The organism is Allofournierella sp. CML151 (genome assembly GCF_027853465.1).
GTDB lineage: Bacteria > Bacillota > Clostridia > Oscillospirales > Ruminococcaceae > Allofournierella.
The window spans coordinates 51,238-77,170 of record NZ_JAPNNW010000005.1; the positions used below are offsets into that span (position 1 = coordinate 51,238).

General features: G+C 51.6%; 26 protein-coding genes and 1 tRNA gene. 9 read left to right on the top strand and 18 right to left on the bottom strand.

Annotation, left to right across the window (positions count from 1 at the left end):
- Positions 1-36: 36 nt before the first annotated feature.
- Both PH256_RS05320 and PH256_RS05325 read right to left on the bottom strand, forming a co-directional pair.
- The gene (locus PH256_RS05320; RefSeq protein ID WP_270913275.1) at positions 37-345 is read right to left on the bottom strand and encodes a MobC family plasmid mobilization relaxosome protein; all 309 of its coding nucleotides are present in this window, start codon (positions 343-345) and stop codon (positions 37-39) included.
- 329 nt (positions 346-674) lie between these two features.
- A complete protein-coding gene (locus PH256_RS05325) occupies positions 675-974 on the bottom strand; it encodes a helix-turn-helix domain-containing protein (protein ID WP_058963920.1) in 300 nt (99 codons plus the stop codon).
- A gap of 307 nt (positions 975-1,281) precedes the next feature.
- Here PH256_RS05325 and PH256_RS05330 point away from each other — a divergent pair, with 307 nt between their 5' ends.
- Together PH256_RS05330 and tnpA are read left to right on the top strand one after the other, a co-directional pair.
- Positions 1,282-2,514, top strand: coding sequence for a glycerate kinase type-2 family protein (locus PH256_RS05330; protein WP_270913277.1), 1,233 nt, complete (start codon positions 1,282-1,284; stop codon positions 2,512-2,514).
- A 223-nt stretch (positions 2,515-2,737) separates the two neighbouring features.
- Positions 2,738-3,244, top strand: coding sequence for an IS200/IS605 family transposase (gene tnpA / locus PH256_RS05335; RefSeq protein ID WP_270913279.1), 507 nt, complete (start codon positions 2,738-2,740; stop codon positions 3,242-3,244).
- Positions 3,245-3,404: 160 nt separating this feature from the next.
- Here tnpA and PH256_RS05340 read toward each other — a convergent pair whose 3' ends face one another.
- Complete coding sequence (locus PH256_RS05340) at positions 3,405-4,622, bottom strand: NAD(P)-dependent oxidoreductase (RefSeq protein ID WP_270913281.1); 1,218 nt, start codon at positions 4,620-4,622, stop codon at positions 3,405-3,407.
- A gap of 262 nt (positions 4,623-4,884) precedes the next feature.
- On the opposite strand from PH256_RS05340, the gene add reads away from it, so the two are divergent.
- Positions 4,885-5,880 (top strand): adenosine deaminase, encoded by a 996-nt coding sequence (add, locus tag PH256_RS05345; RefSeq protein ID WP_270913283.1) that lies wholly within the window; start codon positions 4,885-4,887, stop codon positions 5,878-5,880.
- A gap of 60 nt (positions 5,881-5,940) precedes the next feature.
- Here the strand turns inward: add and PH256_RS05350 are convergent, their stop codons facing one another.
- A complete protein-coding gene (locus PH256_RS05350) occupies positions 5,941-6,852 on the bottom strand; it encodes a magnesium transporter CorA family protein (RefSeq protein ID WP_270913285.1) in 912 nt (303 codons plus the stop codon).
- Between the two features lie 224 nt (positions 6,853-7,076).
- Between PH256_RS05350 and PH256_RS05355 the strand changes: the two genes are divergently transcribed.
- Together PH256_RS05355 and PH256_RS05360 are read left to right on the top strand one after the other, a co-directional pair.
- Positions 7,077-8,156, top strand: coding sequence for a M24 family metallopeptidase (locus tag PH256_RS05355; protein ID WP_270913287.1), 1,080 nt, complete (start codon positions 7,077-7,079; stop codon positions 8,154-8,156).
- A gap of 169 nt (positions 8,157-8,325) precedes the next feature.
- Positions 8,326-8,414 (top strand) — tRNA-Ser (locus PH256_RS05360).
- Between the two features lie 210 nt (positions 8,415-8,624).
- Here the strand turns inward: PH256_RS05360 and PH256_RS05365 are convergent.
- On the bottom strand, positions 8,625-9,893 hold the full coding sequence (locus PH256_RS05365; protein WP_270913289.1) for a tyrosine-type recombinase/integrase: 1,269 nt from the start codon (positions 9,891-9,893) through the stop codon (positions 8,625-8,627).
- Positions 9,894-9,916: 23 nt separating this feature from the next.
- Positions 9,917-10,144, bottom strand: coding sequence for a DNA-binding protein (locus tag PH256_RS05370; protein WP_110441170.1), 228 nt, complete (start codon positions 10,142-10,144; stop codon positions 9,917-9,919).
- A 229-nt stretch (positions 10,145-10,373) separates the two neighbouring features.
- Between PH256_RS05370 and PH256_RS05375 the strand changes: the two genes are divergently transcribed.
- On the top strand, positions 10,374-10,976 hold the full coding sequence (locus PH256_RS05375) for a helix-turn-helix domain-containing protein (protein WP_270913294.1): 603 nt from the start codon (positions 10,374-10,376) through the stop codon (positions 10,974-10,976).
- 251 nt (positions 10,977-11,227) lie between these two features.
- Here PH256_RS05375 and PH256_RS05380 read toward each other — a convergent pair whose 3' ends face one another.
- The 10 genes from PH256_RS05380 to PH256_RS05420 form a co-directional block, all read right to left on the bottom strand.
- Positions 11,228-12,133 carry a bacteriophage abortive infection AbiH family protein gene (locus PH256_RS05380; RefSeq protein WP_270913296.1) on the bottom strand — a complete coding sequence of 302 codons (906 nt, stop codon included), beginning with the start codon at positions 12,131-12,133 and terminating at the stop codon, positions 11,228-11,230.
- Between the two features lie 266 nt (positions 12,134-12,399).
- Positions 12,400-12,567 carry a transposase domain-containing protein gene (locus PH256_RS05385; RefSeq protein ID WP_270913298.1) on the bottom strand — a complete coding sequence of 56 codons (168 nt, stop codon included), beginning with the start codon at positions 12,565-12,567 and terminating at the stop codon, positions 12,400-12,402.
- A gap of 38 nt (positions 12,568-12,605) precedes the next feature.
- Complete coding sequence (locus PH256_RS15300; protein ID WP_442866652.1) at positions 12,606-12,707, bottom strand: IS66 family transposase; 102 nt, start codon at positions 12,705-12,707, stop codon at positions 12,606-12,608.
- Positions 12,708-12,958: 251 nt separating this feature from the next.
- Entirely contained in the window at positions 12,959-13,165 is a 207-nt protein-coding gene (locus tag PH256_RS05390) for an IS66 family transposase (RefSeq protein WP_270913300.1), read from the bottom strand.
- Between the two features lie 294 nt (positions 13,166-13,459).
- The gene (locus tag PH256_RS05395) at positions 13,460-14,296 is read right to left on the bottom strand and encodes an HAD-IA family hydrolase (protein ID WP_270913302.1); all 837 of its coding nucleotides are present in this window, start codon (positions 14,294-14,296) and stop codon (positions 13,460-13,462) included.
- A 15-nt stretch (positions 14,297-14,311) separates the two neighbouring features.
- Complete coding sequence (locus tag PH256_RS05400) at positions 14,312-15,886, bottom strand: metallophosphoesterase family protein (RefSeq protein WP_270913303.1); 1,575 nt, start codon at positions 15,884-15,886, stop codon at positions 14,312-14,314.
- 34 nt (positions 15,887-15,920) lie between these two features.
- The gene (locus PH256_RS05405; protein WP_270913305.1) at positions 15,921-17,618 is read right to left on the bottom strand and encodes an AlwI family type II restriction endonuclease; all 1,698 of its coding nucleotides are present in this window, start codon (positions 17,616-17,618) and stop codon (positions 15,921-15,923) included.
- Positions 17,605-19,497: a Dam family site-specific DNA-(adenine-N6)-methyltransferase gene (locus PH256_RS05410; protein WP_270913307.1), complete on the bottom strand. Its 1,893-nt coding sequence runs from the start codon at positions 19,495-19,497 to the stop codon at positions 17,605-17,607. Before PH256_RS05410 ends, PH256_RS05405 begins: the two co-directional genes overlap by 14 nt.
- Before the next feature lie 18 nt (positions 19,498-19,515).
- Positions 19,516-19,728, bottom strand: a complete 213-nt coding sequence (locus tag PH256_RS05415; protein WP_270913309.1) for a helix-turn-helix domain-containing protein — start codon at positions 19,726-19,728, stop codon at positions 19,516-19,518.
- A gap of 225 nt (positions 19,729-19,953) precedes the next feature.
- Positions 19,954-20,184 carry a helix-turn-helix domain-containing protein gene (locus tag PH256_RS05420; protein WP_110441178.1) on the bottom strand — a complete coding sequence of 77 codons (231 nt, stop codon included), beginning with the start codon at positions 20,182-20,184 and terminating at the stop codon, positions 19,954-19,956.
- 104 nt (positions 20,185-20,288) lie between these two features.
- Between PH256_RS05420 and PH256_RS05425 the strand changes: the two genes are divergently transcribed.
- Both PH256_RS05425 and PH256_RS05430 read left to right on the top strand, forming a co-directional pair.
- Positions 20,289-20,672 (top strand): hypothetical protein, encoded by a 384-nt coding sequence (locus PH256_RS05425; RefSeq protein ID WP_270913310.1) that lies wholly within the window; start codon positions 20,289-20,291, stop codon positions 20,670-20,672.
- A gap of 18 nt (positions 20,673-20,690) precedes the next feature.
- Complete coding sequence (locus tag PH256_RS05430) at positions 20,691-20,924, top strand: hypothetical protein (protein ID WP_110441180.1); 234 nt, start codon at positions 20,691-20,693, stop codon at positions 20,922-20,924.
- 54 nt (positions 20,925-20,978) lie between these two features.
- On the opposite strand, the gene PH256_RS05435 is transcribed toward PH256_RS05430, so the two are convergent.
- Together PH256_RS05435 and PH256_RS05440 are read right to left on the bottom strand one after the other, a co-directional pair.
- Entirely contained in the window at positions 20,979-22,514 is a 1,536-nt protein-coding gene (locus tag PH256_RS05435) for a plasmid recombination protein (protein WP_270913311.1), read from the bottom strand.
- 250 nt (positions 22,515-22,764) lie between these two features.
- Positions 22,765-23,853 (bottom strand): hypothetical protein, encoded by a 1,089-nt coding sequence (locus tag PH256_RS05440; protein ID WP_270913312.1) that lies wholly within the window; start codon positions 23,851-23,853, stop codon positions 22,765-22,767.
- Positions 23,854-24,456: 603 nt separating this feature from the next.
- Between PH256_RS05440 and PH256_RS05445 the strand changes: the two genes are divergently transcribed.
- Positions 24,457-25,917, top strand: a complete 1,461-nt coding sequence (locus tag PH256_RS05445; RefSeq protein ID WP_143424695.1) for a C69 family dipeptidase — start codon at positions 24,457-24,459, stop codon at positions 25,915-25,917.
- The last annotated feature ends 16 nt before the right edge of the window (positions 25,918-25,933 follow it).

Below are 25,933 nucleotides of genomic sequence, written 5' to 3' on the forward strand. Positions count from 1 at the left end.
CAGAATATAGTGAATGCTCATAGCAGATAAGAGGGGTTATAGAGTATTATGCACCACAGTCCAAACCTGCTGCATGATCGCGGAAACCTGCCGAATTTGCGGATCATCCAGTCGACCGGTTGCATTGGCCAGACGGGTGATCTGGTTCAGATTGTTCCCGATGGCGGACAGCTCTCTGGAAAGCTCCCGGTAGCTTTCCGCGGGGCGCGGCTTGATGGAACAGCCGGAAATCAACTGGCGTACAATGGCACTCTTGGACAGGCCGCTCACGGTTTGCAGATGTTCCAGGTGCTGCGCCTCTTCTTTCGATAGAAACGTTTCAAAGCGGATTGATCTATTTCGCATGGTGCAGAATCCTTTCAGATGGAATGGGGTATCAGGGATTTTCCCCTGACAAGTGGCGTTTGTGTGGACAAATGCCGTGCTTGCTGGAAGTTTACCGGCTGAATAGAGCGGTGTGCCGAAGAAGGCAGCGCAATGGGCTGCGGGAAGAAGCGCCGAGCTTTCGAGCCTGGGATTTTAAAATGAAAAGAAGGCGCTTTCCTCTTTTCAGATAGTAGGTTCCATATTTGGTTCTTTCTATATTTACTCTCTTCTATACTTGGTTGCATCGGAATCTCCGTATTTGGAAAATCCAATCATGGGAAAGCCGATTTCAGACCAGGACGGGCGAATCAGGAAAAGGGCTGTTCAAAAATTTGATAATCGTAGTCGATGATATGGCCCTGTGCATCGCGTACCTTTTCGCGCTTTAAGTAATGGTGAGCTTCCAGTTCCTTCAGCCCGGTGCGGACGCTGTCCAGACCGTCCCGATTCTGGCTGGCAAGACCGCGAATGCTGTAGTCCCAGTCATCTGGATTGGAGAGCATATAGGAGAGCAGTCCTTTGGCTTTCAGTGAAAGATTGGGATCCCGCAGATGGACATTGCTCATAACGGTGTAGTTGTTCCGTTTCGGGACGCGGAAAACAGGCATGGGTAAGCTCCTTTCGGTTTTGTGCAATGATTTCGGACCCCGTTTTTTGGACCACACTGCATTGAAACGGGGCGAAATCAATGGTATTATGGAAAACAGAATCCGCAGAATTTAAGGAAAAAACCAAGGCAGGAAGCGGGGGAAAGAAGAAACGGGAGGTCTCCGGCCGTTCGAATCCACCCGCTCCCACCAACAAAAAGCCTTGCAGAAGCAATTCTGCAAGGCTTTTTGCTTTGCCGGATTCAAGTTTTTCCTGCAGCACCACAGACGGTGGGCATTGATACGATCGAAAAGCGAGGAATGTGTTATGAACAGCAGCTTGCGCAGCGATGCGAATACCATCATCGAGCGGTCCATCCAGGCGGTTCTACCGGACGAGGCGGTACACCGCGCGTTGAGCGGCCGGGTGTTTTCCGGCCGGGTGCTGCTGGTGGCGGCGGGAAAGGCGGCCTGGCAGATGGCCGGTGCCGCCGCGGCCCGGCTGGGCGACAGGCTTTGTGCCGGTGTGGTGGTGACCAAATACGGCCACGTGAAAGGCCCCATTCCCCGCTGCACCTGCTACGAGGCAGGCCACCCGGTGCCGGATGAGAACTCCTTTGCCGCCACCCAGGCCGCGCTGGACCTGGTGAAGGACGCGGGCGAGGGTGACACCGTGCTGTTTCTGCTTTCCGGCGGCGGCAGCGCCCTGTTTGAAAAGCCGCTGGTGAGCGGCGAAGAGCTGCAGGACATCACCGGTCAGCTGCTGGCCTGCGGGGCGGACATCGTGGAGATGAACACCCTGCGCAAGCGGCTGAGCGCGGTGAAGGGCGGGCGCTTTGCCCGACTGTGCGCACCGGCCAGGGTATTCGCGGTGGTGCTCAGCGACATTCTGGGTGACCCGCTGGATATGATCGCCTCCGGCCCCGCCTGCCCGGATTCCTCCACCTGCGCCCAGGCGCTGGCGGTGGTGGAGAAGTACCGTTTGACCCTGAGCGGCGCGGCTCTGGAATGCCTCAAACAGGAAACTCCCAAGCAGCTGGATAATGTGGAGACACAGATCACCGGCAGTGTGCGTCAGCTGTGCGCCGCCGCTGCCCGGGTCTGCCGTGAGCTGGGGTATGAGCCGGTGCTCCTCACCGACCGGTTATGCTGTCAGGCCAGGGAAGCCGGGAACTTTCTGGCCTCCATCGCCAGGACCCACGCCCACCCCGAGCATCCCATGGCCTTTATCGCCGGGGGCGAAACGGTGGTGAAGCTGACTGGTAAGGGCAAAGGCGGCCGCAACCAGGAGCTTGCCCTGGCCGCTGCCGAGGGCATCGCGGGCATGGAGAATGCGGCGGTGTTCAGCGTGGGCAGCGACGGCACCGACGGTCCCACCGATGCCGCGGGCGGCTATGTGGACGGAAGCACCCGGGCCGCGCTGCTGGCCGAGGGACTGACCATTCACCAGGTGCTGGAAAACAACGACGCCTATCATGCCCTGCAAAAAACCGGCGGGCTGATCGTGACCGGGCCCACCGGCACCAATGTGAACGATGTGGCTCTGGTGCTGGTGCGCTGAACCGGGCGTACAGGCGGGCAAAGGGTCTTGTCCCTTCCTTTTATCTTTTCAACAAAGAACGCCCCGGCTCAGGCCGGGGCGTTCTTTGTTTTAACTAGAAAACCACAAGCTATGCTTGTGGACGAGAAGAGCACGAGCGTTGAAACGGTAAAAAAGAACCTCCTTTTGCTACAATAGAAGCGGGTAACGCCAACCGCACTAAAGCAAAAGGAGGTTCATCCATATGGACGAAAAAAGTTTATCACATACGAGTTGGAATTGCAAATATCACATTGTGCTGGTGCCAAAGTATCGCAGAAAGGTGATTTACGGGAAATTAAGAAAAGATATTGGAAAAATCCTGAGGATGCTTTGTGATTACAAGCATGTGGAAATCATTGAGGGGCATGCAATGCCAGACCACATTCATATGCTCGTATCGATTCCGCCGAAATTGGCGGTAGCAGATTTTATGGGATACTTGAAAGGCAAGAGTACGTTGATGATTTTTGAGAGGCATGCGAATCTAAAGTACAAATATGGAAGGAGAGTGTTTTGGGCAAAAGGGTACTATGTAAATACGGTTGGAGGAAATGAGGCAAAGATCCGCAAGTACATCCAAGAACAGGAAATGCAAGATCAGATGAGCGATCAGCTGAGTTTCAGAGAATATGAAGACCCGTTCAAAAATATAGCGGATCTTGATGATGATTCACCGGATATCCCGACCGACAGTAGAATAAAGAAGTAAAAAAGCAACGCCAAGTGCGGTTGGCGTTGCTCATTACGCACCTTTAGGTGCTGCTGGAATAATGGCCCTTATAGGGCCGTTCCGCAAACCCCACGTTCAACGTGGGGTTATGATTGTGTTTTGCAAAGCTGCGGAAGGGCCGCTGTGTGCGGCACGGGACTCAGCCCAGACTCTGCAGGTATTCGTCCATGGCGGCAGCTACGGTCTTGGAATACTTCACCGCTTCCACCACGGTGCGGGCGCCCAGCACCACGTCGCCGCTGGCGAAGATGCCCGGGCGGCTGGTGTGGCCGGTCTCGTCGGTGGCCAGAAGACCGTGATTGGTGGTGTTCAGGCCGGTGGTGGTGTTCACGATCTTGTCCTTGGGGCCCTGGCTTACCGCGATGATCACGCTGTCGGCAGAAAAGAGCGCGGGCTCGCTCATCTCGATGACCTGGCCGTTTTCATCGAAGGTGGCCTGCCGGTATTCCACGCCCTGATCGGTGATGAGCTCACTGTGGATGCCGTAGACAAATTCCACCCCGTCGGCCAGGGCGTAGTCCACCTCACGCACACTGGCGGCGGGCTTGTCGGCCCGGCAGAGGATGGTCACATGCTTTGCTCCCTTGCGCAGGGCGGTGCGGGCCACATCCATGGCCGAGTTGCCCGCGCCGATCACCGCCACCTCGCTGCCCAGCTCGTATACATCCGGGTTCACCAGATAGTCGATGGCGAAGTGCACATGGCCCAGGCTCTCGCCAGGGATGCCCAGCTTTTTGGGCCGCCATACACCGGTGCCGATGAAGATGGCCTGGTAGCCGTCCCGCTGCAGGTCGTCCACCGTGAGGGCACCGCCGATGGCGGTGTTGGGCCGGATCTTTACCCCAAGCTTAATCAGCTGGTCCTTGTAGCGGTCCAGCACCGACTTGGGCAGCCGGAAGGCGGGGATGCCGTAGCGCAGCACGCCGCCGATCTTCTCCCGGCTTTCAAACAGGGTCACGTCGTAGCCCTTCTGGGCCAGCAGCACCGAGATGGTGATGCCCGCGGGGCCGCTACCGATGATGGCCGCCCGCTTGCCCTTGTTTGCCTCGCGCTGGATCTTCATCCGGTCCAGGTAGCTGTCCGAGATGTAGTTCTCGATGCTGGAGATGTGCACCGGGGCGCTTTTGCGGCCCAGCACGCAGTGGCCCTCGCACTGCTTTTCGTGGTCGCACACCAGCGAGCAGACAACGCTTAAGGGGTTATTCTCAAACAGCATTTTGCCGGCGGTGTCCAGCTGGCTGTTCAGAAACAGCTGGATCATGTCCGGGATGGGGGTGTTGATGGGGCAGCCGGTGCGGCACTGGGGCACCTTGCAGTTCAGGCAGCGCCGGGCTTCGTTTACCACATGAATGGCCATAATGGGGGTCCTCCTTATTGTTTGGTATCAGAAAGTGGAAAAGCACCCCGGCAAAAGCTGGGGTGCGGCGGGCAATGGATCAGCCGTACGGCCGGGGCACGCAAAGCGGCCAAAGCTGCACGGATGGGGTGAGGGAATGTGCAATAAAATAAAAGTCCGGGCGCTGGCAGCGGGGAATATCCCTGTGGTATAATAGGCAAAAAAACAGGCCTGTGCCGGCACCGGGCGGGCAGAAACAAAACGAGAAGGGACGGGAGAACGAATGTATCCGGGACGAGTGGAGCTGCATCTGCATCTGGACGGGGCGCTGACCGAGGCCTTTGCACGGGAGTGCCTGATAAAACAGGGACAAAAAGTGCCGGAGGACCTGGCCGGGGCGCTGGCCGCAAAGCCGCGGTGTGAAAATCTGGTGGACTATTTGAAATGCTTCGATATCCCGCTGCGGGTTCTGCAGTACGCCGATGCGCTGGAGCGCTGCGCCTTTGATCTGGTCTGCCGCCTGGCGCGGCAGGGTCTGGTATATGCCGAGTTGCGCTTTGCGCCCGCCAGCCATTGCACGAAAGGCCTGACCCAGCAGCAGGCGGTGGAGGCGGTGCTGCGGGGCATCCGGGCCGCTCGCAAGGAGCACCCGGAGATCGGCATCGGCCTGCTGCTCTGTTTCATGGTGGGCGGCGACAAGGACCACGCAGCCACCCTGGAGGCCGCCCGGCGGTATCTGGGCCAGGGCGTTGTGGGGGTGGACATTGCCGGGGCCGAGGGCATGGTGCCCATGGAGCAGTACCGGCCTCTGTTTGCCCGGGCAAAGGCGGAGGGCATCCCCTTCACCATCCATGCGGGGGAGTGCGGCAGCTGGGAGAACATCCTCACCGCCCTCTCCTTCGGGGCAAGACGCATCGGCCACGGCACCGCGGCCATCCGCTCCCGGGAGTGCATGGACCGGCTGCGGGAGAGCGGCGCGGCGCTGGAATGCTGCTTCACCAGCAACGTGCAGACCCGTGCGGTGGCGGACCCGGCGGAGCATCCCATCCGCAAATTCCAGCAGGCAGGGCTGCGGGTGACCGTGAATACGGATAACCCCACCGTCTCGGCCACCACCCTGGCCAACGAGCACCGGGTGCTGGCGGAGCGGTTCGGTTTTACCGATGAGGAGTTTTACCGCATGGACCGAACCGCTTTGGAAAGCGCCTTTGTGAGCGAGGCGGAAAAGAAAACCCTGATGGCCCGGCTGGAAACGCTGTGGGCCAAGGGGCAGGAATAAACCACAAAAAACAGGGGTGCGGGCCCGAAGGGGCCGGCACCTCTTGCGCGTTTTCCGGAATTACCAGAAATTCTTTTTGCGGAAATACCACAGGCTGCCCAGCAGAATTCCGGCGCTGACCAGAATCACCGCCGGATAGCCATAGGCCCATTGCAGCTCGGGCATATGGGCAAAGTTCATGCCGTACCATCCGGCAATCAGCGAAAGGGGCAGGCAGAGGGTGGTCACCACCGTGAGCACCTTCATGATCCGGTTCTGCCCGATGTCGATCTGGGCCTGGTATTCGCTGGCGATCTGGCTGGCGTATTCCCGCAGCATCTGGCTTTCCGCCCGCAGGCTCTCCACCCGGCGGCCAAAGTGGCCCATGCGCTGGGCGCTCTCCGGCCCCAGCAGGTCCTCGGCGTTTTCCAGAAGGGTGTCCGCCAGGTCGTTCAACTGGGCGTAAAACCGGTTGCACCGGTTCAGCTCCTTGCGCAGCGCGCTCATCCGGTGGATGAACCGGTCGGTACGACCGGCCAGAATCTCCTGCTCCAGCTGGGCGGCCCGCTCCTCCAGCTGCTGGATGTAGGGCAGGCCGTCCTGAATCAGGGCGGTGAGCAGGTCCACCAGAAAATCCCCCGCGCCGCCCTGGTCGTGGGGGCGCATGGCCAGCACCTGGGACAAAAGCGCCGTGCCGGTTTCCTCCGAGGCCAGCAGAAGGACGTTGGAGCCCTCCCACACGAAGGCAAGACTTTTGGCGGGCTGTTTGGCCCGGGCGGGAATGTGCAGTGCGCCCAGAATGCGCCCGGCGTCGAAGTCCACCCGGTAGTAGCGCAGCTGGTCCGGTTGGGCAAAATGGGCGGGGGGCTTCAGCTGCTCGGGCAGAGGTGCGCAAGCAGCCGCCTCCGGCGTGAGCACCGCCAGAACCCGGTCCCACACAGCAGGCGGCGCGGTCAGGGGCTGCAGCGGGGCGGACAGTTGATAATAAGGCATAACACAGCGCCTCCTTTTGAGCAATGCCGCAGCATTCCGGCGGGATGCTCCGTCTGAGGCGTTTGCCGTGAATCGTGCGGTGTTGGCTTATGATCTATTATAACACGCTCTGCCCGGCGGGGCAAAGCGCGGGCGTTGACAGCGGCCCGCCCGGTGATTATGATGGAGATAATGATTTGGAAAGCGGCCCGGAGGGCCGCAAATGCAAGGAGGCAATGAAAACCATGGAAGAGGTTTGGAAGGCCCGCCGGGAGCGGGTGCTGGGCGCGATGAAGGCCCAGGGGCTGGAGCAGATGATCGTGAGCGATCCCAAGAGCGTCTGGTACCTGACCGGGGTGGACGTGGAGCCCTACGAGCGGCTGTTCGCGCTGTATCTGCGCAAAGAGGGCAGCGTGCTGTTTTTGAACCGGCTGTTCCATGTGCCGAATCCTCCCTGTGAGGCGGTGTGGATGACCGACACCGACGACGGCGTGGGCATGATCGCCGCCCGGGTGGATAAGACAAAACCCCTGGGCATCGACAAGGAATGGCCCGCCCGGTTCCTGCTGCCCTTGATGGCCGCCTGCCCGGGCATGGAGTGCCGCCTGGCCTCGGATTGCGTGGACGACGCCCGCGCCCGCAAGGACGAGGCCGAGCGGGAGCTGATGCGCATGAACTCCCGTCTGAACGACGAGGTGATGCGCCGCACCGTGGCTTTTTTGAAGGAGGGTATGACCGAGAAGGAGGGCGAGGCCTTCGTTCTGGCCCAGTATAAGGCGCTGGGCTGCGAGGATGTGTCCTTTGCGCCCATCGTCTCTTTCGGGGCCAACGCGGCAGATCCCCACCACATGCCGGATGAGACCCGTCTGAAGGCCGGGGACTGCATTGTGATCGACATCGGCGGCAAAAAGCAGCGCTACTGCTCGGACATGACCCGCACCTACTTCTGCAAAGAGGCGAACCCGAAGTATGCCGCCATCCATGATCTGGTGCGCCGGGCCAACGAGGCCGCCGAGGTGCTGGTGAAGCCGGGCGTGAAGCTGAGCGAGCTGGATGCCGCCGCCCGGGATCTGATCGCCGCCGAGGGCTACGGGGAATACTTCACCCACCGGCTGGGGCATTTCATCGGCCAGACCGACCACGAGCAGGGCGATGTGAGCAGCACAAGCCCGCTGGTGGCCGAGGAGGGCATGATCTTCTCCATCGAGCCGGGCGTTTACCTGCCGGGCGAATTCGGCGTGCGGGTGGAGGACCTGGTGCTGGTGACCGCCAACGGCTGCGAGGTGCTGAATCAGGTGGACAAGCACTGGAGTCTGATCGGCTAAAGCAAAAAGCGAAAAAATCCCGGCGGCGCGCAAATTTCAAATTGACGCGTCGCCGGGATTTTGCTATAATAGACGATGCAAATCCAATCTGGAGAGTTGTCCGAGTGGTCGAAGGTGCGAAACTCGAAATCGTGTGACATTCTCCCCAATCACCCCAACAATTTTATATGGAAGCGTATCGAAGTGGTCGTAACGAGCCGCACTCGAAATGCGGTTGTCCGCAAGGGCACGTGGGTTCGAATCCCACCGCTTCCGCCAGAAAAGCCCCAGAAACGGTTGTTTTTGGGGCTTTTTTCTATTCTTTTCACGGGGCGCTGCCGGTGTGTTGCCCGGCTGCTTTGTTGCCCGGTGCAGGAATTTGTGCTCCAGATCGCGTCTGGTTTCTGGCCCTGAAAACGCTGTTTGTTGCCTGAATTGTTGCCCGGTTGTGCTAAAACCGGGTAGAAACGAATGGGAACTTATAAAAAGTTATGGGGAATTCTGGCCGGGATTTTCTGAGACCTCGGCAGGCAACAGCGCTGCTTCGTGGTACAATTTCAGTACCGCCTGCTTGCGTTCCCGGCGCACTTCCACATAACGGGCGGTGACGGTGTTGACCTGTGTGGTAAAGCCCAGACTTTTTGCGGTGCCCTCCAGCGTGTGGCCCAGAATCTCACTGACGGTATAGTAATCGCCGGTAAGCTGGTGCATATTGGTTGCCGCTGCGTGTCTGAGATCGTGGAAACGGTTGTGGGGCAGCCCGGAACGGCGCACCACCTGTCCGAACTCATTGGACAGCTTGTCCCGCCGGTAGGGGCTTCCGTCCGGCTTGGCATACACCAGATCATTGTCATAGTAGGGAGTGCCGCTGCTGCGGCACAGGGCCTTCTGCTGCTCCTGTATCTCCTTCTGGCGCAGGAAGAACCGCAGAGAAACCTCTGTAATGGGCAGTGTGCGGCCTTGGCCCGCTTCCTTGGATTTTACCGGGGCCATCTCCGAAACCTCGTGTACACCCTTCTCCAGTCCGTAGGGAAGCTGTTCCACTACCCGCAGCTCCCGTGCGTCCAAGTCCACATTGCGCCAGCGCAGGCCCAGTATCTCGCTGATACGCAGGCCATACAGGGCGGCAATGACCACCGGAAACTCCCATTTGGTTCCAGCTACAATAGCAAAGAACTGTTGCAGCTGGGGGATGGTGTAGGGGTCTGGAACATTGGACGTCTTGCTGAACTTGGTGATGATGTTCTTGGCAGGGTTGGTGTCGATGTACCCGTATTTGACGGCGCAGCCCAGCGACACACTGAGAATCCGTTGGCAGTAGCGGACGGTGCTTTGGGAGAGGTCACGGTCGAACAGCTGCCGGATCATGTCGTCGATCATGGCCGGGGTAAGAGCGTTCAGCCGTACCTCCCCCAGAATGGGAATGATTTGATTGCGGATGTGGCTGCAATAGCCGTGGTATGTACTGGGGCGCAGGTTAGGCTTGTAGTTCTCGACCCAGGTATTGAGATAGTCCCGTAGCTTTTGTCTGCTCTCCGCCTGAGATACGCTGCTGAAAGAAGGGGCTTGCAGTTTCAGGCGCATCTCCGCTTCGTGCTGCAAGGCATCTTTCTTGGTGACAAAGCCGCGCTTGCCGTAGGATTTCTGTACGCCATTTTGATAGTATTTCAGGTTCACGTCGTAAACAGTGCCCGGCTTCCCGGTGAGGACGCCGTTGCTGTTTCGCTTGTTTTTGACCTGTCGTTCACGAATTGCCATAGGTTTGTGTGCCTCCCTGCCAATTACTTGTTGGCAACTGCGGGGCACTTCATCCGGTCATACCAGTCCCAGATGGCCTCGTCGGTGAGCAGACGGCGGTTGCCGTTCTGAATGTACTCCAGTTCACCGTTGTCCATCAACTGACGCAGCCGGTTTTCACCGATGCCGCTGATCTTGCTCATCTGTTCCACTGTTTTGAGAATGGGAAAAGTGGTGGGTTCTGCCTGTTTGCGTTTGGTTTGTCTCGCCATAATGGATTCCTCCTGTTCGTGTGGTTGGTTATGGCGTACAGTTTGAAAGGGATTTGGGCTGATTCGGTTTTCAAGGTTCAAGACTCCCAAAAAGGGTGTTCTGTAGCTATATTATAGCAACACCCAAAATGGGTGTCAATCCTTATATCTGTTTATGTTTTGATTTATTTATTCGCAAGGTTTATTTTCAAGCGAGTAGATGGTATTATACATAAAGGGGGGAATGTTGATGTTGACAGTGGGACAACGCATAAAAGCAATACGTGAACAAAAGGGCCTTACACAGAAGTACGTAGCTAAAGCATCTGGAATCAACGTTGCCCTTTTACAAAAATATGAATATGGCATACGCAATCCCAAAGACGATCAGTTGAAAAAAATTGCTGAAGCACTTGGGGTGGAGCCGGTTTCTTTGCGTCCGCCTAAAATTGAAAACACAGCTGAATTGCTCTATGCCTTGCGCGAAATTTCAGACCGCTTTGGGGTTGTATTAATAGAAGATGATGGACAAAGTGTTCATATCAAATTGGATCGATTGAGTTTGGTATCTGAGACGGATGAAGATCAACCAGCGGATAATATTAAAGAGGCGCGTGTGAAGCGTATTTCGGCACTGACGTCTGAATCAATGCACCCAAAGGAAAAAGAGTATACAGATAGAGAATTAGCTATCCGATATGCACGTGCTCTTCAAACAATACGATTGGTTGTTAAGGATAAACTTGATTTAATCGAACAATGCATTGATCGAAAAGATTTGAGAACTGCTGATTATCATTTGGAAGCGTTGAAACGCACAGTTGATTTGACTGTAAAAGAAGAATTAGAGTGAAAAGGCCCTTATCTGGAAATGAGAAAGAATTCCAGATAAGGGCTTTTTTGATAGATGAGACGTAACCAACAAGCCTCCGGGTGCATAATAAGACTGCCATCTCAGCGCACAGGCAATGAGATGGTGGTCGGCATTTTTGGCGCTTTACATTCAGGGAATGTGTTCACCGGGAGGAAGGATTCGGCCCAGGCGTCATCTATCTGGCTGAGCCCCGGCGCGTTATGCAGGAGCCAAACCAGGTAGTGGTACTTTTACCTAGAGTAAAGGGCTAATTCATCTAACCTAATTAAAAAAATATTATCCTTACTTATCCCGATATTATTTAGCACATTTTTAAAATAGTGTTTATCTTCTGGTTCATAATAGGATACAAACCATTTACATTTAGGATGAACAGATTGATAAATCTTTTCAAAGTACGGCATATCAATATCTGAAAGAGAGTGACCGAGTATATAGACCTTCTTTACTTTCTTTAATCCGTTCCAAATGTCTTTATTCTGCTTAATTATTTTTTCTACATTTTTGTAAGTCTTTTTGAAATACTCTGCAATAAGTTCTTCTCCTTCAACCAAACGGATATCGTCGTCCTCTTCATAACTGTACAGTGGTGGTCTTGTAAATGAACTTTTATCTCCATGCCCTACAATCAACTCTTTAAAATCATCAACAGAACCATGTATATGACAAATCTGCCTGTCAGGAATATCATATACATCTTCTAAGGTTCTTGTGTAGTTGAATGTTATGTAAAAAGCGTATGGAGAAATAATATTTGTAGATAATTGAGGGGCAATATCGTCTATGTCCAAGGCACGAATCCAATCTTTTAAGTATTCTGGTATCTGACTTGCAAAACTCAATCCTTCTTCAATTGCAAATTGATATGCATGATGGTAACTATCACTCCAATCATCGTCTCCATAACTTTTAATTTCATCACTAAAATATTCTCTTAATTCATCTTCTTCCAAATTGCCTAAGGCTGTTTCAAAATTGCACCATAACTCATCTTCAGCTATAAAACGTTCGATTTTTTCAAGGAAATCATCGGTGTTATAACGGCTTTCTAAATATTTTTTAAAATCCCAATATGAAGAAGGTATGCCATGAAAACGGTCAAACCCATTACCAACAACAATTAAACAATCATTCATATAGTTATCACCTCTTATAAGTAGTATAAATCTTTACTCTCCAATTTTAAAGTGTACATACAAGAAGTAGTGCAGATAGAGGAATACAGTCAGGCTCAATAGCACCAGACAATATTTTTTCAAGGGGGGTGTCGTAGACACCACACCCCCCTTGAAAAAATAAATCGCATTACATCAGGCTTACGCCACCAGAACCCTGTAGAATCCCTCGTAGCCCCTTCAGCTTCAATATTAGGTAACCGTCAAAGATGGTGGACGGTTTTCCATTATGGTTTTGGAGCTTTACATTCCCGGGGGGCGTTCACCGGGAGGAAGGATTCCGTCCAGGCTTCATCCGTCTGGCTCAGCCCCGGTGCGTTGTTCAGGGGCCAAACTAGGTAGCGGTAGGGCTCCAGGTCATTCTCTTTTGCGGTTTCAAGCAGGCTGTAGATCACGGCGCTAGACTGAGTCCCGGCAGGGTGGTGGAAAAGATTCAGTTTTTCCGGCCCATCACAAAGGACTTTATGCTACGCTCGGCGCGGCTGTTGGAGAGTTCCAGTCTGTCGTCCTTCAGATAGTGCAGTGCCTTGCCCAGGGCAGACTTTGGGGCGGCCTTGGCGCTGGACTCATTTGCTCATGCCAACAGAGCGTCCAGAACCGGTTTCTCCAGTTCCAGCCGCTTGGTATAACGTTCTTTCGGTGTCAGCTCCACGAGAGACTGCTCCAGCTGAAACAGTCAGGTGCAGTAACACTCGCCGGTGGCCGCCAGAGAATCCTGCCGTTTCTCTTTGGGCAGCGTTTGCAGCGCTTCGTCAAATTTTGGACTGGCATGAGTCCAGCAGCTCACTACCCGGATATTCTCGGACAGTTTGTGACCCCTGGTAGCCGTCCGTATGCAGCCAGCCGAAAAAGCCCTTGAGGAAGGCCTTGGCGGGTTAATGGATACTCAGTGTAGACACTGGTTCGGTAGACCCACATGTAGGACTTGCTCGTAGAAGTCCTGCGCGGCTCCTTCAGCACCTGTAGTGTGATTTCATCCCCATGCAGCACCATTTCCTGGCACCATCGGCGTACCGGTAGCCCACTGCTCCGGTACGCCTCCACTCGCCGGAGCCGCTCTCCCAACCGGAGTTGCTAAGTGGCTCTTTGTAAACTCTCTATGCTCTGCACCCTACTATCTTAGAGTCTTGGATACTCTGTGGTACTACCTTGTGCTATCTCAGACTCCTATAGTTTGGTAGAGCCACTTTACCTTGCAAGCCGCTCGCTGTTTTTACGCTGACGATGGAACTAAAAACGTTAGAGTTACAAGAGAGCTAAGACTTGCCGTGTATAGTAAGGACAACTTTAGCCAATAGAATCAATAATTGAAATAATTTCATCGAAAGATTCAATTACATAATCTGGGCGAATGTTCTTTGTGACACACTCTTGCTTGATTTGGTTTTCGCGATCAAAATCTTCTTTTGTCCAATGAGAGATGGCGACAAGCTTTTTATACCAATCTGCCATTTCAGCAGTATTACAGGGGTATTTGCATAGCACGGATGTTACACCTGCCATGCGAGCCATATATATATCTTTTGTTAAACTATCACCAATATAGATGGCCTCATTTGGAAGAACGGATTCATAGTTGCAAATTTCTTTTAACAACTCTGGATTAGGCTTTTTTCCATGGACAATTTGTGTTTTAGTAGAGGTAGGAAAACCTTTTGAAGAAACATATTGGCTATCCGAAACATAAACTTTATGGAAAAGGTGATCGATTCCAAGCTTTCTCAGTCTGTAGAATCCATTTTCTTCCGCTGATTCCGTATACCCAACAATTGTGATTCCTTGTTGCTTCAAGAAAGTAAGGGTTTCTTCTACTTTTGGATAAAGCTGTAACCGCTTCTTACGTACAGAATTAAATTTATGAAACGCGGGGTTCAGTATGTCGAGCAACTCTTTTTGAGAACAATCCGGATAAGCTTTTTTAACCGCAGGCAAATAAAGCGTTGCATATGGATATTCAACGCTTCCTTTTTCTTGGTGGACTTTTTTGTACTCGTTTAACAACTCAGCAGGGCTTTCAGCTAGTATGATTGATAGTTCATCTACTAGTTCATAAAACGCAGGGATAAAAAATCCTATCCATGAATACAACGTATCATCAAGATCGGTTATCAATACTTTAATCATAACTTAATCGCTCACTTATAAAGGAATTTCGATGGTTTGGCATACAAAGTCACGAGAAGATTTATCACTGTAGAGTTTATGGAATTCTATGACTAATTTGTTATTGGTGAATTGCATCGTTGCAAATTTGTTTTCTGCATTAGGCGCACCTGTTCCGCCCATTCCAATCACAACGATATTTTTCATATTTTGGCATTCAAGAGAAGGTGCAGAAGAATCGGAAGGGCAGGATATACTGGAGATAAACGACGTGTGTTTATGACCGTGTAATAGCAATTTGACTCCCATTTTAGCAAGCCATGTCATTAACCGATTAGCGTCATATACTGCGCTGCTTGCTCTCTTAACGTCAACAATCTCTTCATAGCATGTAGGCAAATAATGATGATGCATCATTACTATACGGATTGCCTTGTTATTATTACAGTCATCTTTCCAGCCCATTCCGTTTGCCACAAAATCAAGTTGTTCTTGTGATAAATAACCATGGCCTTCGAAGTTTCGATATTGCTGAAGTCGAAGGCTGTTTAAACATGCTATTTCCAAAGTGTGCCCGGAAGAAAGCAATAGTTTCTTGCCACAAGCAAAATATTCATTGGGTGGTAAATGGTAGACAGAACGATAAAAATTAGAATACAGCTTTGCTTCTTCGGACGTGTTAGAAATAAATTCGGGTAGGCCATCTTCCAACCGTTCCTTAAACGCAAAATCATGATTTCCCGGGCAGATAAGAATGTTTTCTGAGTTTAATGTGATGGAAGAGTTTAAATCTTGCAAAAGATTCTGTGCATCCCGAAATCCATCTTCACTTCCCCTGGAAGTTATATCTCCAGAAATGAGTAACGCAGCAATATTTTTATCTTGTGTGCATTCACGTAAATGTTCTGCTAGCGTAGAACGACTTGGCTGATTATCGTTAGGAAAAACATGGTCGGCAAGATGAAGGTCAGAAAGCCACATTAATGTATCGCCCGTGGACTGATAGTAGCGTTTGCTAAAATGAGCGGGCTGTATCATTTCTGAATTCAGCAGAACAATTTCGTTATCTCGATCGGTTTCTTTCGCGTTTCTGACAAACCACATTGTGCGGTTTTGTTGGATAAGTTCTTTAACTGAAAAAATCCTCTTATCATCAAAATTGCTGTAGTCCTCGTTGTCATCACGAAAAAGATTTTTACAGTTAACATATGAGTAACCATGTAATACCTCGGGAGTTGTTTGCTCGATTTTTGTAAATTTGAACCATGCATAATAGTCCCGGGTTCGGTAATATTCCGGAGTAGCACTTTCCTCAGGAGACGTTAATTTCTTATCTCCCACATTAAATTTAATATCAGTGCATACGGCCGTATATACTAACTTCTGTCCAGAATCTACAAGTAATAAAGTCTGTGGGGTGGAGTTTGCCAATATTTTAAATGGGCTTAATTCATCAAAGGGAAGTTTTTCATGCCCTTTACTCCACCAAGCCCACCAAACATACGGTTGCTCTCCCTCATGGTGCTCAATGATCTCTTTATGTTTCGCTATGGTTTCTCCATCCGCAGTAACCAGATCACGAAAACGAAGAATTAATGTATCAAACTTCATACATAACACCTCCGCCAAAAGGAAAATACGTTAATCAAATTAAACATTGGACGACATCGTTGATTTTTGCCTTCCATTGTGGAGCTTCACACTGACTGCGATAAACTTCACATTTAGACATCAAATCAATGACTGCGGCTGGTGAAGCGGTATTCTTAATAAAAAGAGATTTAAAAAAGGAACTAAACTGCAATAGGGTGAAGGGAACGATGTGCAGTTCAAGACGCTCATCATCTTTGGTATACCAAACTCCAATTCGAAAGGTCTCAGCGGTGTTGGAATCAATGCGATTTGCAATAAACAGACCATATACAGGTTTATTATACTGCATCATCAAATCTGCCACATGCCGTCGTACAGGTTCACCTTCCATTGCTTCCTGTCTAGAGCTTTCAGAAAGGGTAACTTCAATTACAACGACGCAATCTTGAAATTCAGCCACTAAATCAGGACCATTTCCTGGAGCGGTGCTGACGGGCAAAAAATCTTGATCTATTTTGAATCTCCGCATTTCATAGGGCTTGTTTGACAGGGTATCAATGGCGAGAAAGGCACGCCACAATATCCATTCTAAATACGCAGGAGCTTCGGCTTTAGGAATACGAATTTCTGTATCGGGACCCAAGCGCAGCCGATCTTTTCGCGAAGCAATCAGCTCCATGTATGCAGCAATTTCTTGCCATTGGTGTGCTTGCTCTTGCGCGTAAAGCTCTTCTTTCTTTTCAGAAATTAACTCCTCTATTTCGTAGCGCACCTGATTAATGTGGGCCGGTGTGTCCAGCGGCCTTCCGACTATGGAATAGCTAATTCCATACATCTGAAGCTTTTCCATCAAATCTTCCAACACTTGGTGTGCGATAATTGCATTATCTGTAGGCAGTGGTGTACCGTTACACAACGAGCGGTACAAATCGAGTAACGGTTGATCGGAAAGAATTTGTTTTGAAAGTGCTACAGCAAGAGCGTGCTTTTCTGGAATTAATGCAATGCCCTTTCCTTTTGCCTGTACCATACCAGTAGCTTTTAAATACCGAATATTCATATCAGCATAGTCTATGAATGTATGAGGCTTACAACCCACTTCATCTGCGCCGCTCTCGTAAACAGCGCGATCGAAGATGCGTTTTCTCTCAGCGGCATTTCTTTGGCTACGCAACTCTAATATGTGATCAGCAACTTTGTCCACGTCAACCGTTGGGGTTGTAGTTTGAACAATTCGCGCCATTTCAATGAAGCTGATTGCTGGCTCTCCTACACGTTTTTCCAGCGCTAGAAGCAGCGCTAAAGTCCAACAGAGAGGAGAAAATGTCCTCCCATCACCGGTTGGTGACAAAGGGGTTACCAGCGCCCGCAAATAACATTCTTGCATTGCGGCTACTGTTTCGGCACGAATGAGGTTCCATCCAGCGGGAGTGATCACATCCAAAGGGCCTAAATCCTTTTGAGTAAATCCTACGTGACCTTTAATTTCTGGATAGATAAAGCCGAGTTTTCCCATAGCAGAACGCCACTTACGACCGACACTGTTTGTCGAGTCCTCGCCAAGAGAAACGACACCACATTCTCCAAGTAACCGTCGAAAAGCTGCATCGCCTTCTCCTTTTCGAATGTTGCCTTGAATTGTAGAAGTAGATAATGCAATTAGACCGTCTCGAATACGCATTGCACTTCGGACGGACGTATTGCCGAGCTGCCAGAATCCCATATAATTCACCGCCTTAATATCCAACAAAAAGGTATTCTTGTACAGAATTTCGATGCGTTTTTGCGTTATTCTGATTACCGAAAGAATATTTATAGTCAACAGGTATTACTTCGACATGTTCTTTATACTTAGCAAGAAGCGCAACCATCTCATCTTGGGTTGGGAGACTATTGGAGGAATAAGATACCATAAGAATGCTGTCTGAAAATTTCTTGAATAAACGATCAAATGCATCAGCAGCGCCTTTTCGTGTAGAAAATGGAGTAGGATATGATTTGAACTTTTTAGTTTGAGTGTGTTCCTGAATTTCCACGCCTTTCCAATCTCGCGCTAATCCTTCGACAAAATGGTATCGCCTAACATACTCATTGTCTGATAGAGGGGAATAATAAGGCGGATCAATATACACTAAATCTGGTGTTTCAATTCTTAAATCCATTGCGTCTCCATGCTTGGAACGATTGATTTTTCCGTTATCAAACACAGCATTGTTTACGGAATCGACAGCTTCTAAAAATTGCTGCGATAAAGATTTCTGCAAATCTTTTCGGCCATCATTGTAACGCTGCCCTGTGTAGGTGAAAATACCGCGAGGACGCTTTTTTATGCAAGCGCGGATAAGAGCGCTCATTGCAATTGCGCGTTTATATTGATCGTGCATATCAGCAATGTTTGTACGCAATGTATCAATTAAATCGTTTTCTTCATCTGTATAGTATAAATCTTTAAAAGTTGTCGCAACAAAGTGATCGGAATCTTTTTGTGAAACAAGGAGTTTTTTTGCCTCTTCCATGGGAAGAGTTACTGTGCTGTTTTCTACCATTGCCTTGGTAAATGTTGCAGACATGGCCATATAATCATTGCTAGTAACCGATTTGCCCTGTGCCTTGAACATATAGCCAACAATTCCAGAACCAGAGAACAAATCTACAACAGTATCGACGTCAAACTGTGATGCCACCGCCCAAATTTCATTAAGAAGTTTACTTTTTGAACCCATGAAGCGAGTGGGAGGATAAGAGGATACTTGGTTAGGCAAGGATACGGAAGTGAGTTTTGTTAAAGTTCTCGTTTTAGGTGGAATTGTAACAATAACATCTTCTCCCTTTCGTGCGCTACCATTGCAGGAAATATGGCGTTTCGTTTGAATTACGTCGATAGTGAATGGCGAATACAATTCATGCACTAGAGGATGGTTTGAGTTTGTTAGAAGAATATAGCATCCGCGTTCGTGTAAGCGCATAACTGTTTTTGCTAATTCTATATGATCTTCTTCATAAAACTGTTCTTTTGTATACCGCTTAAAATCAGAATATTCTGAAATGGGAAGATACGGCGGGTCTAAAAATATAAAATCTCCTGGCTGCGCATAATGATCTAAGACCCAAAGATAATCGCCACATATGATTTCAGCTTTCTTTAATACGCTGGAGGCCGCCCGTAAGGCGTCCTCGTCACAGATTTTTGGGTTTTTATATTTTCCATAAGGAACATTAAATTGGCCTTTTTTATTGACTCGATATAAGCCGTTAAAGCAAGTCTTGTTTAAGAAAATTGTCCGAGCTGCGGCCTCTTCTTCGGATAGCTTCGTCCAGTCTTGGCTTCTAACGGAATAAAACATATCTGATGAGTTTTCGTATCTTTTTAAAATGTCTATGACGGATTCGACGTTATGTGCAATCTGTCGATACATATTGATGAGTTCAGGATTGCTATCCGCTATAATAGCGTTTTCTGGCTGCAATGCAAAAAACATTGCACCTCCACCGATAAATGGTTCAATATATCGTCCATAAGAAACTGGGACCTTTGGCAAAAGATCACTCAACATTTGAGTTTTACCACCGGCCCACTTTAAAATAGGTTTTACCTGAACGAGAGAGTCTCTCTTAACTGCCTGTTCCATTAATACAAATGCTCCTCCTCAGCGTATATTTTCTTTTGTCAGCTCCATAATATCGCTAATATCGCATTGAAGAGCAGTACATATTTTCACCAGTACATCAGTGGTGACGTTCTCGTTTTTTCCTAATTTCGCCATAGAGGCGTGAGAAATTCCAGCCGCTGCACATAAATCTTTTTTCTTCATGTCTCGATCTATTAGAAGTTTCCATAGTTTCTTGTAACTAACAGACATAGTAGATACCTCAACAAAAATCAACTTTGAATGCATAGAACTAAGAAATAAAATCAGCGATCGCTGAGTTTATTTCAGTATAACATGGTGTGGCTAAGATTTTCAACGTTAATCTATCGAAGAGAAAAACAACATACTGCTACATATTTCTCTGATTTGTAGCAGAACAAGCGAAAACATGTAGCAATTAAAGATGCCGATGCTGCCCGAGGACAGCACCGGCATTTATTTTGCCCGTGGATAGGGTGTTTTTTCATCGGTCAGGCCCAGGAGATAGTCTACACTGACATGATGATACTGGGCCAGCGCCGCAAGGACCTGCGGCGGCACCATGCGCTCACCACTTTCATAATAGGCGTAGGTCCTCTGCGGCACATTGATTTTCTCGCCCATTTGGGCCTGTGTTAAGTCGGCATCCTCGCGCAAATTGCGGATTCGTTCGTACTTGGCAGTCATTTGGCATCACCAAGTACACTATATCCAAGAACAAAATGTTCTATTTACTTTTTGAACAAATTGTTCTAAGATATAGAAAACGGCACCATGAAAGGGGCATCACATTGAAACAGGAATATTACAAGGTGCTTCGCGCCCTTGCAAAAAGCAGCTTTGAGGACTGCTACCACGGGTTGGATATTGCACTGGAGAGCGACCCGCAGTTCAAAAAGTATATGGAGCGCAACTACCGGGTACAGGTCTATGAACGGGAGAGTGACTTCTATCTTACCGCCAATGAGCGCAACTTCCACCTCATTGGCTTCATGGACGCAATTATCTGCCTGGAACGCATGGGCCTGATCCTCTGGAACCCCACGGATAGGCCTGCGATTGAAGGCGAGGACGAAGAACCGGACGAGGAAGATCTGGAGTGTGAGGAACGGTTCAACCGAGAGTGCGAGGCCATGAAGAAGCTGGTCTGGAATGTGGAAACCGGTGAGGAATGAGCTAAAGGGAAGAGAATTATGCAGACAAATCAATTTGAGCAGGCGTTCAGCGATTTTTTAGACCGGCGGGAGTATGACCAGGCGGAAAACGCCCTGTTTTCCATGGTGCGCATTGCATTCTTAGCTGGGTGGAAGGCGGCAGGCGGTGAGGCTCCGCCGCCACAAAAGCTGTTCAGGCTGGTACATAAGGATGTAAAGCCGCTTCGGGCCATTGAAAGTGACCTGCTGCCGGAAAGCGATAAAGAAAAGTAAAGAGCAGTAAAGCCTTATCACGACAAATTTGCCCGTCCTCACCGTGAGGACGAACTAGCCGCCAATCTCCATCTGATTTCGCTTTTTAGCCTTTCCGATATGTAGTGCGGCGGACAGTTCCGGGGTCAGCCCCATGCCATCCAGCCCCTTTTCCAGTTCAGTGTGGTCGGCCTGCTGCAAGGCCCGGTGAGCCTGACGCTCCAGTACGTCGATCAACTCGCTGGCCGGGGCAGTGAGGGTGCTTTTACAGGGATTGGGGTGTCCGCCCTTGTAGTTGTATTTCAGCGTAAAGACGGCCCGCATGGCATCGTGGATGAACTGGCACAGACTGCGCACTGTCTCCTGCAATGCGGCAACCCGCTGCTTCCAGCCATTCAATTCCGTGCGCAGACGCTCATTTTCTGCCTGCAACGGGGCGGTGGCTTGCTGGACTGCCTGGGTAATCCGGGCATCCTGGGCCTGTTTCAAAAGAATGTATTGCTCACGCAACGCTTTGTTCTTCTGGATAACAGCTTTGGAACTCTCAGCAAGTTTTTGGCTGCGCTCAAAAAGTTGGTCATATTTTTCGATTTTTGCCGCCGAATACTGCTCCCGGACGGATTGTTCCCGGCATGCGGCGGCTTTCAGGGACTGCCGGACATAAAGATCATTCCGGCTTTTGCCCTCATCCATGCGCTGCAACGTCTGCTGGTTGAGCTTTGCCTGTGCCCGCAGGGTTTGGGATTCCTGCTGCATGGACTCTAAATCGGCGCGGGAAACCAGCACCTCATCAGCTTTTGCACCGGCGAGCTGCATCATTTTGTTGGGTTCCCGCATGGCTACTTCGGCGGGCGGCGTTTCGCGGATGGTGCTGCTGACGATCTCGGCGCAGGCTTTGTACTCCGGGATGGACAGATGCTGGCGGTGAACCCCCTGCTTCTCCCAGGATATGCCGTGGCGTTCCAAAACAGCCCCCAATGCGGCCCGTTCCGCCTCCAGCCATTGCCCTCCCCCGAATCGGGAGGTCGTTTGGTTGGACAGAAAATGAACACGGCCATTCTTGGGTGGCGGTGGAGTGGTTATGAAGTCAAATCCCTGCTGCTGCAATGCCTGCCGCATGGAGTTTTTTATCTCCAGCCCCCGCTTCTGTCCCGTGGCAATGGGGATGAAGTCGATATGCAGATGGGGTGTACCGTCCGGTTCGTCCATGTGCAGCACAGCATTGAATACTCTCATGTTGGGGTTGCGAGACACAAATTCATGGTAATAGTCGGTGAGAATATCCTTTGCCTTGGCGGCGTCTGCGGTGCGGATACCGGTATCGTTCCGGTCGCCCACCTGTACCACCAGTTCGTGAAAGGCTTTCTCGCCGTTTTTGCTTTTCTGGATGTGTTCCAGATAGTCGGGGATTTTTCGGTCGTTCCGCTTCTGCTTCTGGTTGTAGCGTTCCAGAGCTTCCCCAAAGATTTCCCGGTAGGCATCATTCAGCTCCTGGCGTACAAAGATCACATTCTGGGGCGTAAGGGAAGGGTCTACATTCTTGGTGTGGAACCGTCGGTTGTTATGCCCCAGAGAGCCTTTTCCCAGAGTGACCGATACAGATTTACCCATGCCCGCCTCCTTTCTCTTTTATCGCTTCTCCTTGTCCCCGCAGGGACGGTTCTGTTACTCTTGTCAAGAGTAACGCAATTTCACTTTTGACAGTTCCTATCAAAAGTGATTGCGGCAGGGAGACCCCTGCACCCCTGTACACAGGCTTTGTACGACCCACAAGACACCACTCAGACAGGGCCAGTACACGCGCCTGTTGTAAGCTACACTGGCAGCTTACAGGGAACGGGGGAGGCCGTCTGCGGACGGCTTACGAAAGACAGGCGGCGTCCAGCTTCACCTTGTAGGTAGAAAAGCTGCTCCAGATCAAAGACTTGGTGTATTTGCGGATGTCGGTGATTTCGGTGTTCTCGCAGGCGTTTAGAAAGTCGTCCATGGTCTGTTCCAGAAACTCGGACAGACCGCCCTCGGTGCAGTGGTCGGAGTTGCGGTTGATGGCGTCGATCACATTGGCATAGGAGATCAGAGCGCCCCGATAGTTGGCCTGCTGGCGGGCACAGGCCATTTCAATCAGACACTCAATGCAGAACTTGAAGGCATTCATCCGGCGGTCATCCACAAAGCCTCTGGTGGTGAGGAAGGGATGCTTGCAACGGAACTCCCATTCGGTGAGGTAGTGGATGGCGCACTCCATCATCTTGGGATCACTGGCATACTGGTAGGGAATGGCCTGCTGAACAGCCAGCTCCTCCATAACCTTATCCTGAATCTCTTCTTCACTCATTCCTTCACTCTCCTGCTGAATGAATGAGTGATTATCCTGAGTATTATTTTTAGTCTTACAAGGAAGTATTATATTGTTCCCCCCATTACCGTTGGTACGTTCACCGTACGTACGGTTACCGTTGGTACGGTAATGTAGGGTACGGGGCGCGTCCCCTACATTTTGTGGGGTACGGGAATCTGCCTGCTGTTCCGGGGCGGGTTCGGCGTTGTCCCGCTGGGCCTTCCGGGTGAGGTTGGTTGCGGTGACTTCCCCGGCCAGATTGTAATAGTAGGTATGTACCCCATCGGCAGGGTCGGCCACGTCCAGAAGCTCATACTCCACGCACCAGCGGTTGTTCTCGCCGGACGGGGTGAAGTACACTTTCAGGAAGCCATGGGTTTTCAGCTCATCCCAGGCGCTGTTGAAGGCGCGCTCTTTCTCCAGACAGTGGGTTGCCAGAAAACTTTTGGTGAGGGTCAGGCCCGGCATGGTGGCGTAGGACATAATAAACGTGTACAGCCCCTTGGCTTTCAGTGACAGTTTGCGGTCACGGATGGCGGCATTGCTGGCCATGGTGAAGCCCTGGCGCTTCCGGAAGGTGCCGTTTTCGGCCGTTTTATTGTTCAGTGACATATCATACAGTCCTCTCGTTTGTTAAAGTGAGAAAAGAAAAAGGATTTGGGCCGAATCCACCCAAATCCTTTCAGACTGTACGGTTATATGGTATAATGGCAGTGTTTCCGGCGCTGCGGTTGCAGAAGGGCAGAAATTGTTGCCCTGTTGCCGGATTGTTGCCCTGTGATGATAAAAGACGCTGTAAAGCGATATGAAACGTTTTACGAAGTGTTTTGAAAAACATTGTATTTGGTGGAGAAAATACACGGTGTTACACGGACTTATACGGGAATTTGTACGGGACACATTTCTCGAAATTTCGTGTCGGGTAAAACCGACCTAGGGTTCGAATCCCTAACTCTCCGCCAGATTGCCGCAAGCGTCCGTTCGCTTGCGGCAATTTTTTGTTAAAAGGCGCTGTGCGGGTCCGGCCGGGAATCGGGCCGGAGAAACCGGAAACCCGGCGGCGTGCCGGGGCTGGAAACCCTGACGCATCCGTGCTATGATAAAGGCGTCGCATCCGGGCGAAAACCGGTGGTTTTTGTCGATGCCCCATGGCAAGCAACGTTGCTGCGAAGCGGCACCCCATGAAAACGGATTTACAGAATAAAGGAGAACCATATGCCCTGTACCACGATTCTGGTTGGCAAAAAAGCCAGCCACGACGGTTCCACGATCATTGCCCGCAATGACGACGGCGGGTTTGAAGCCAAGCGCCTTCTGGTCCACCCGGCCCGGGAGGGAGCGGCCACCTATCGGACGGTCCTCTCGCACCTGACCGTCGCGCTGCCGGAAAAGGCCCTGCGCTACACCGACTGCCCCAACGTGTCCAAGACCAACGGCGTCTGGCCCGCCTGCGGCATCAACGAGGCCAACGTGGCCATGACCGCCACCGAGACGATCACCAGCAATCCCCGGGTTGTGGGCGCGGACCCCTATGTCCGCTACCAGGAAAAGAAGGGCCGCGGCAGCAAAGAGGTTCCCGGCGGTATCGGCGAGGAGGACCTGGTGACCCTGGTGCTGCCCTACATCCGCTCCGCCCGGGAGGGCGTGCTGCGCACCGGCGCGCTGCTGGAGCAGTACGGCACCTACGAGCCCAACGGCATGGCCTTTGCGGACGCCGACGAGATCTGGTGGCTGGAGACCATCGGCGGCCACCACTGGATCGCCCGGCGGGTGCCGGATGACCGGGTGGTGATCATGCCCAACCAGTTCGGCCTGGACCATTTTGATTTTGCGGATGCCTACGGGGAGAAAAAGGAGCACCTTTGCTCCCAGGATCTGCGGGAGTTCGTGGAAAAGTACCGCCTGGCACTGGATACGGGCGCTGCGTTCAACCCGCGGCTGGCCTTCGGCTCCCATTCGGACGCGGACCATATCTACAACACCCCCCGCGCCTGGTTCATGGCCCGGTATTTCCTGCCCCGGACCCACCAGTGGGACGGGGAAAACGCGGACTTCACCCCCCAGAGCAACGACATTCCCTGGTCGTTCGTGCCGGAGCACAAGGTGACGGTGGAGGATGTGCGGTATCTGCTGGGGTCCTATTACCAGGGAACCCCCTACAACCCCTACGACAAGACCGCCGCCTGCAAGGGCAGGTACCGCACCATCGGCGTGCCCAACAGCGACGTCTGCGGCATTATGCAGATCCGCGGCGATCTGCCCGCGGCGGTCCAGGGCGTGGAGTGGCTGTCCATGGGCGGCAGTGGCTTCACGGCCTGCTTCCCGGTCTACGCCAATGTGACCGAGTTCCCCAAATACCTGAGCGGCACCACCGAAACCGTCTCCACCGACAGCATGTACTGGCACAGCCGGATCATCGCCGCGCTGACCGACGCCCACTTCGGCAGCGCCCTGATCTTTGACGAGCGGTATCTGAACGCCGTGATGAACCGGGGCCAGCAGCTGCTGTACGAGTACGACGAGAGGATCCGGCAGGGCGAGCCGGCGGAGATTCTGAAGGAAGCCAACCGCAGGATCGCCGAGATGGTGAAGGAGGAGTCGGACAAGGCGCTGGGCCTGATTCTGAAAAACGCCTCCGAACACATGAAGATCCGCTACCACCGGGGCGACAACTGAGCCCCCAAGACACAAC

Coding starts and splice junctions, on each gene's coding strand:
- PH256_RS05445 (WP_143424695.1), top strand. CDS start 24,457: ATGCCCTGTACCACGATTCTGGTTGGCAAAAAAGCCAGCCACGACGGT.
- PH256_RS05340 (WP_270913281.1), bottom strand. CDS start 4,622: ATGGCCATTCATGTGGTAAACGAAGCCCGGCGCTGCCTGAACTGCAAG.
- PH256_RS05440 (WP_270913312.1), bottom strand. CDS start 23,853: ATGTCACTGAACAATAAAACGGCCGAAAACGGCACCTTCCGGAAGCGC.
- PH256_RS05430 (WP_110441180.1), top strand. CDS start 20,691: ATGCAGACAAATCAATTTGAGCAGGCGTTCAGCGATTTTTTAGACCGG.
- PH256_RS05370 (WP_110441170.1), bottom strand. CDS start 10,144: ATGGCGAGACAAACCAAACGCAAACAGGCAGAACCCACCACTTTTCCC.
- add (WP_270913283.1), top strand. CDS start 4,885: ATGTATCCGGGACGAGTGGAGCTGCATCTGCATCTGGACGGGGCGCTG.
- PH256_RS05355 (WP_270913287.1), top strand. CDS start 7,077: ATGGAAGAGGTTTGGAAGGCCCGCCGGGAGCGGGTGCTGGGCGCGATG.
- PH256_RS05330 (WP_270913277.1), top strand. CDS start 1,282: ATGAACAGCAGCTTGCGCAGCGATGCGAATACCATCATCGAGCGGTCC.
- PH256_RS05410 (WP_270913307.1), bottom strand. CDS start 19,497: ATGGAACAGGCAGTTAAGAGAGACTCTCTCGTTCAGGTAAAACCTATT.
- PH256_RS05350 (WP_270913285.1), bottom strand. CDS start 6,852: ATGCCTTATTATCAACTGTCCGCCCCGCTGCAGCCCCTGACCGCGCCG.
- PH256_RS05325 (WP_058963920.1), bottom strand. CDS start 974: ATGCCTGTTTTCCGCGTCCCGAAACGGAACAACTACACCGTTATGAGC.
- PH256_RS05375 (WP_270913294.1), top strand. CDS start 10,374: ATGTTGACAGTGGGACAACGCATAAAAGCAATACGTGAACAAAAGGGC.
- PH256_RS05390 (WP_270913300.1), bottom strand. CDS start 13,165: ATGGTGCTGCATGGGGATGAAATCACACTACAGGTGCTGAAGGAGCCG.
- PH256_RS05380 (WP_270913296.1), bottom strand. CDS start 12,133: ATGAATGATTGTTTAATTGTTGTTGGTAATGGGTTTGACCGTTTTCAT.
- PH256_RS05365 (WP_270913289.1), bottom strand. CDS start 9,893: ATGGCAATTCGTGAACGACAGGTCAAAAACAAGCGAAACAGCAACGGC.
- PH256_RS05420 (WP_110441178.1), bottom strand. CDS start 20,184: ATGACTGCCAAGTACGAACGAATCCGCAATTTGCGCGAGGATGCCGAC.
- PH256_RS05395 (WP_270913302.1), bottom strand. CDS start 14,296: ATGATTAAAGTATTGATAACCGATCTTGATGATACGTTGTATTCATGG.
- PH256_RS05435 (WP_270913311.1), bottom strand. CDS start 22,514: ATGGGTAAATCTGTATCGGTCACTCTGGGAAAAGGCTCTCTGGGGCAT.
- PH256_RS05400 (WP_270913303.1), bottom strand. CDS start 15,886: ATGAAGTTTGATACATTAATTCTTCGTTTTCGTGATCTGGTTACTGCG.
- PH256_RS05320 (WP_270913275.1), bottom strand. CDS start 345: ATGCGAAATAGATCAATCCGCTTTGAAACGTTTCTATCGAAAGAAGAG.
- tnpA (WP_270913279.1), top strand. CDS start 2,738: ATGGACGAAAAAAGTTTATCACATACGAGTTGGAATTGCAAATATCAC.
- PH256_RS05415 (WP_270913309.1), bottom strand. CDS start 19,728: ATGTCTGTTAGTTACAAGAAACTATGGAAACTTCTAATAGATCGAGAC.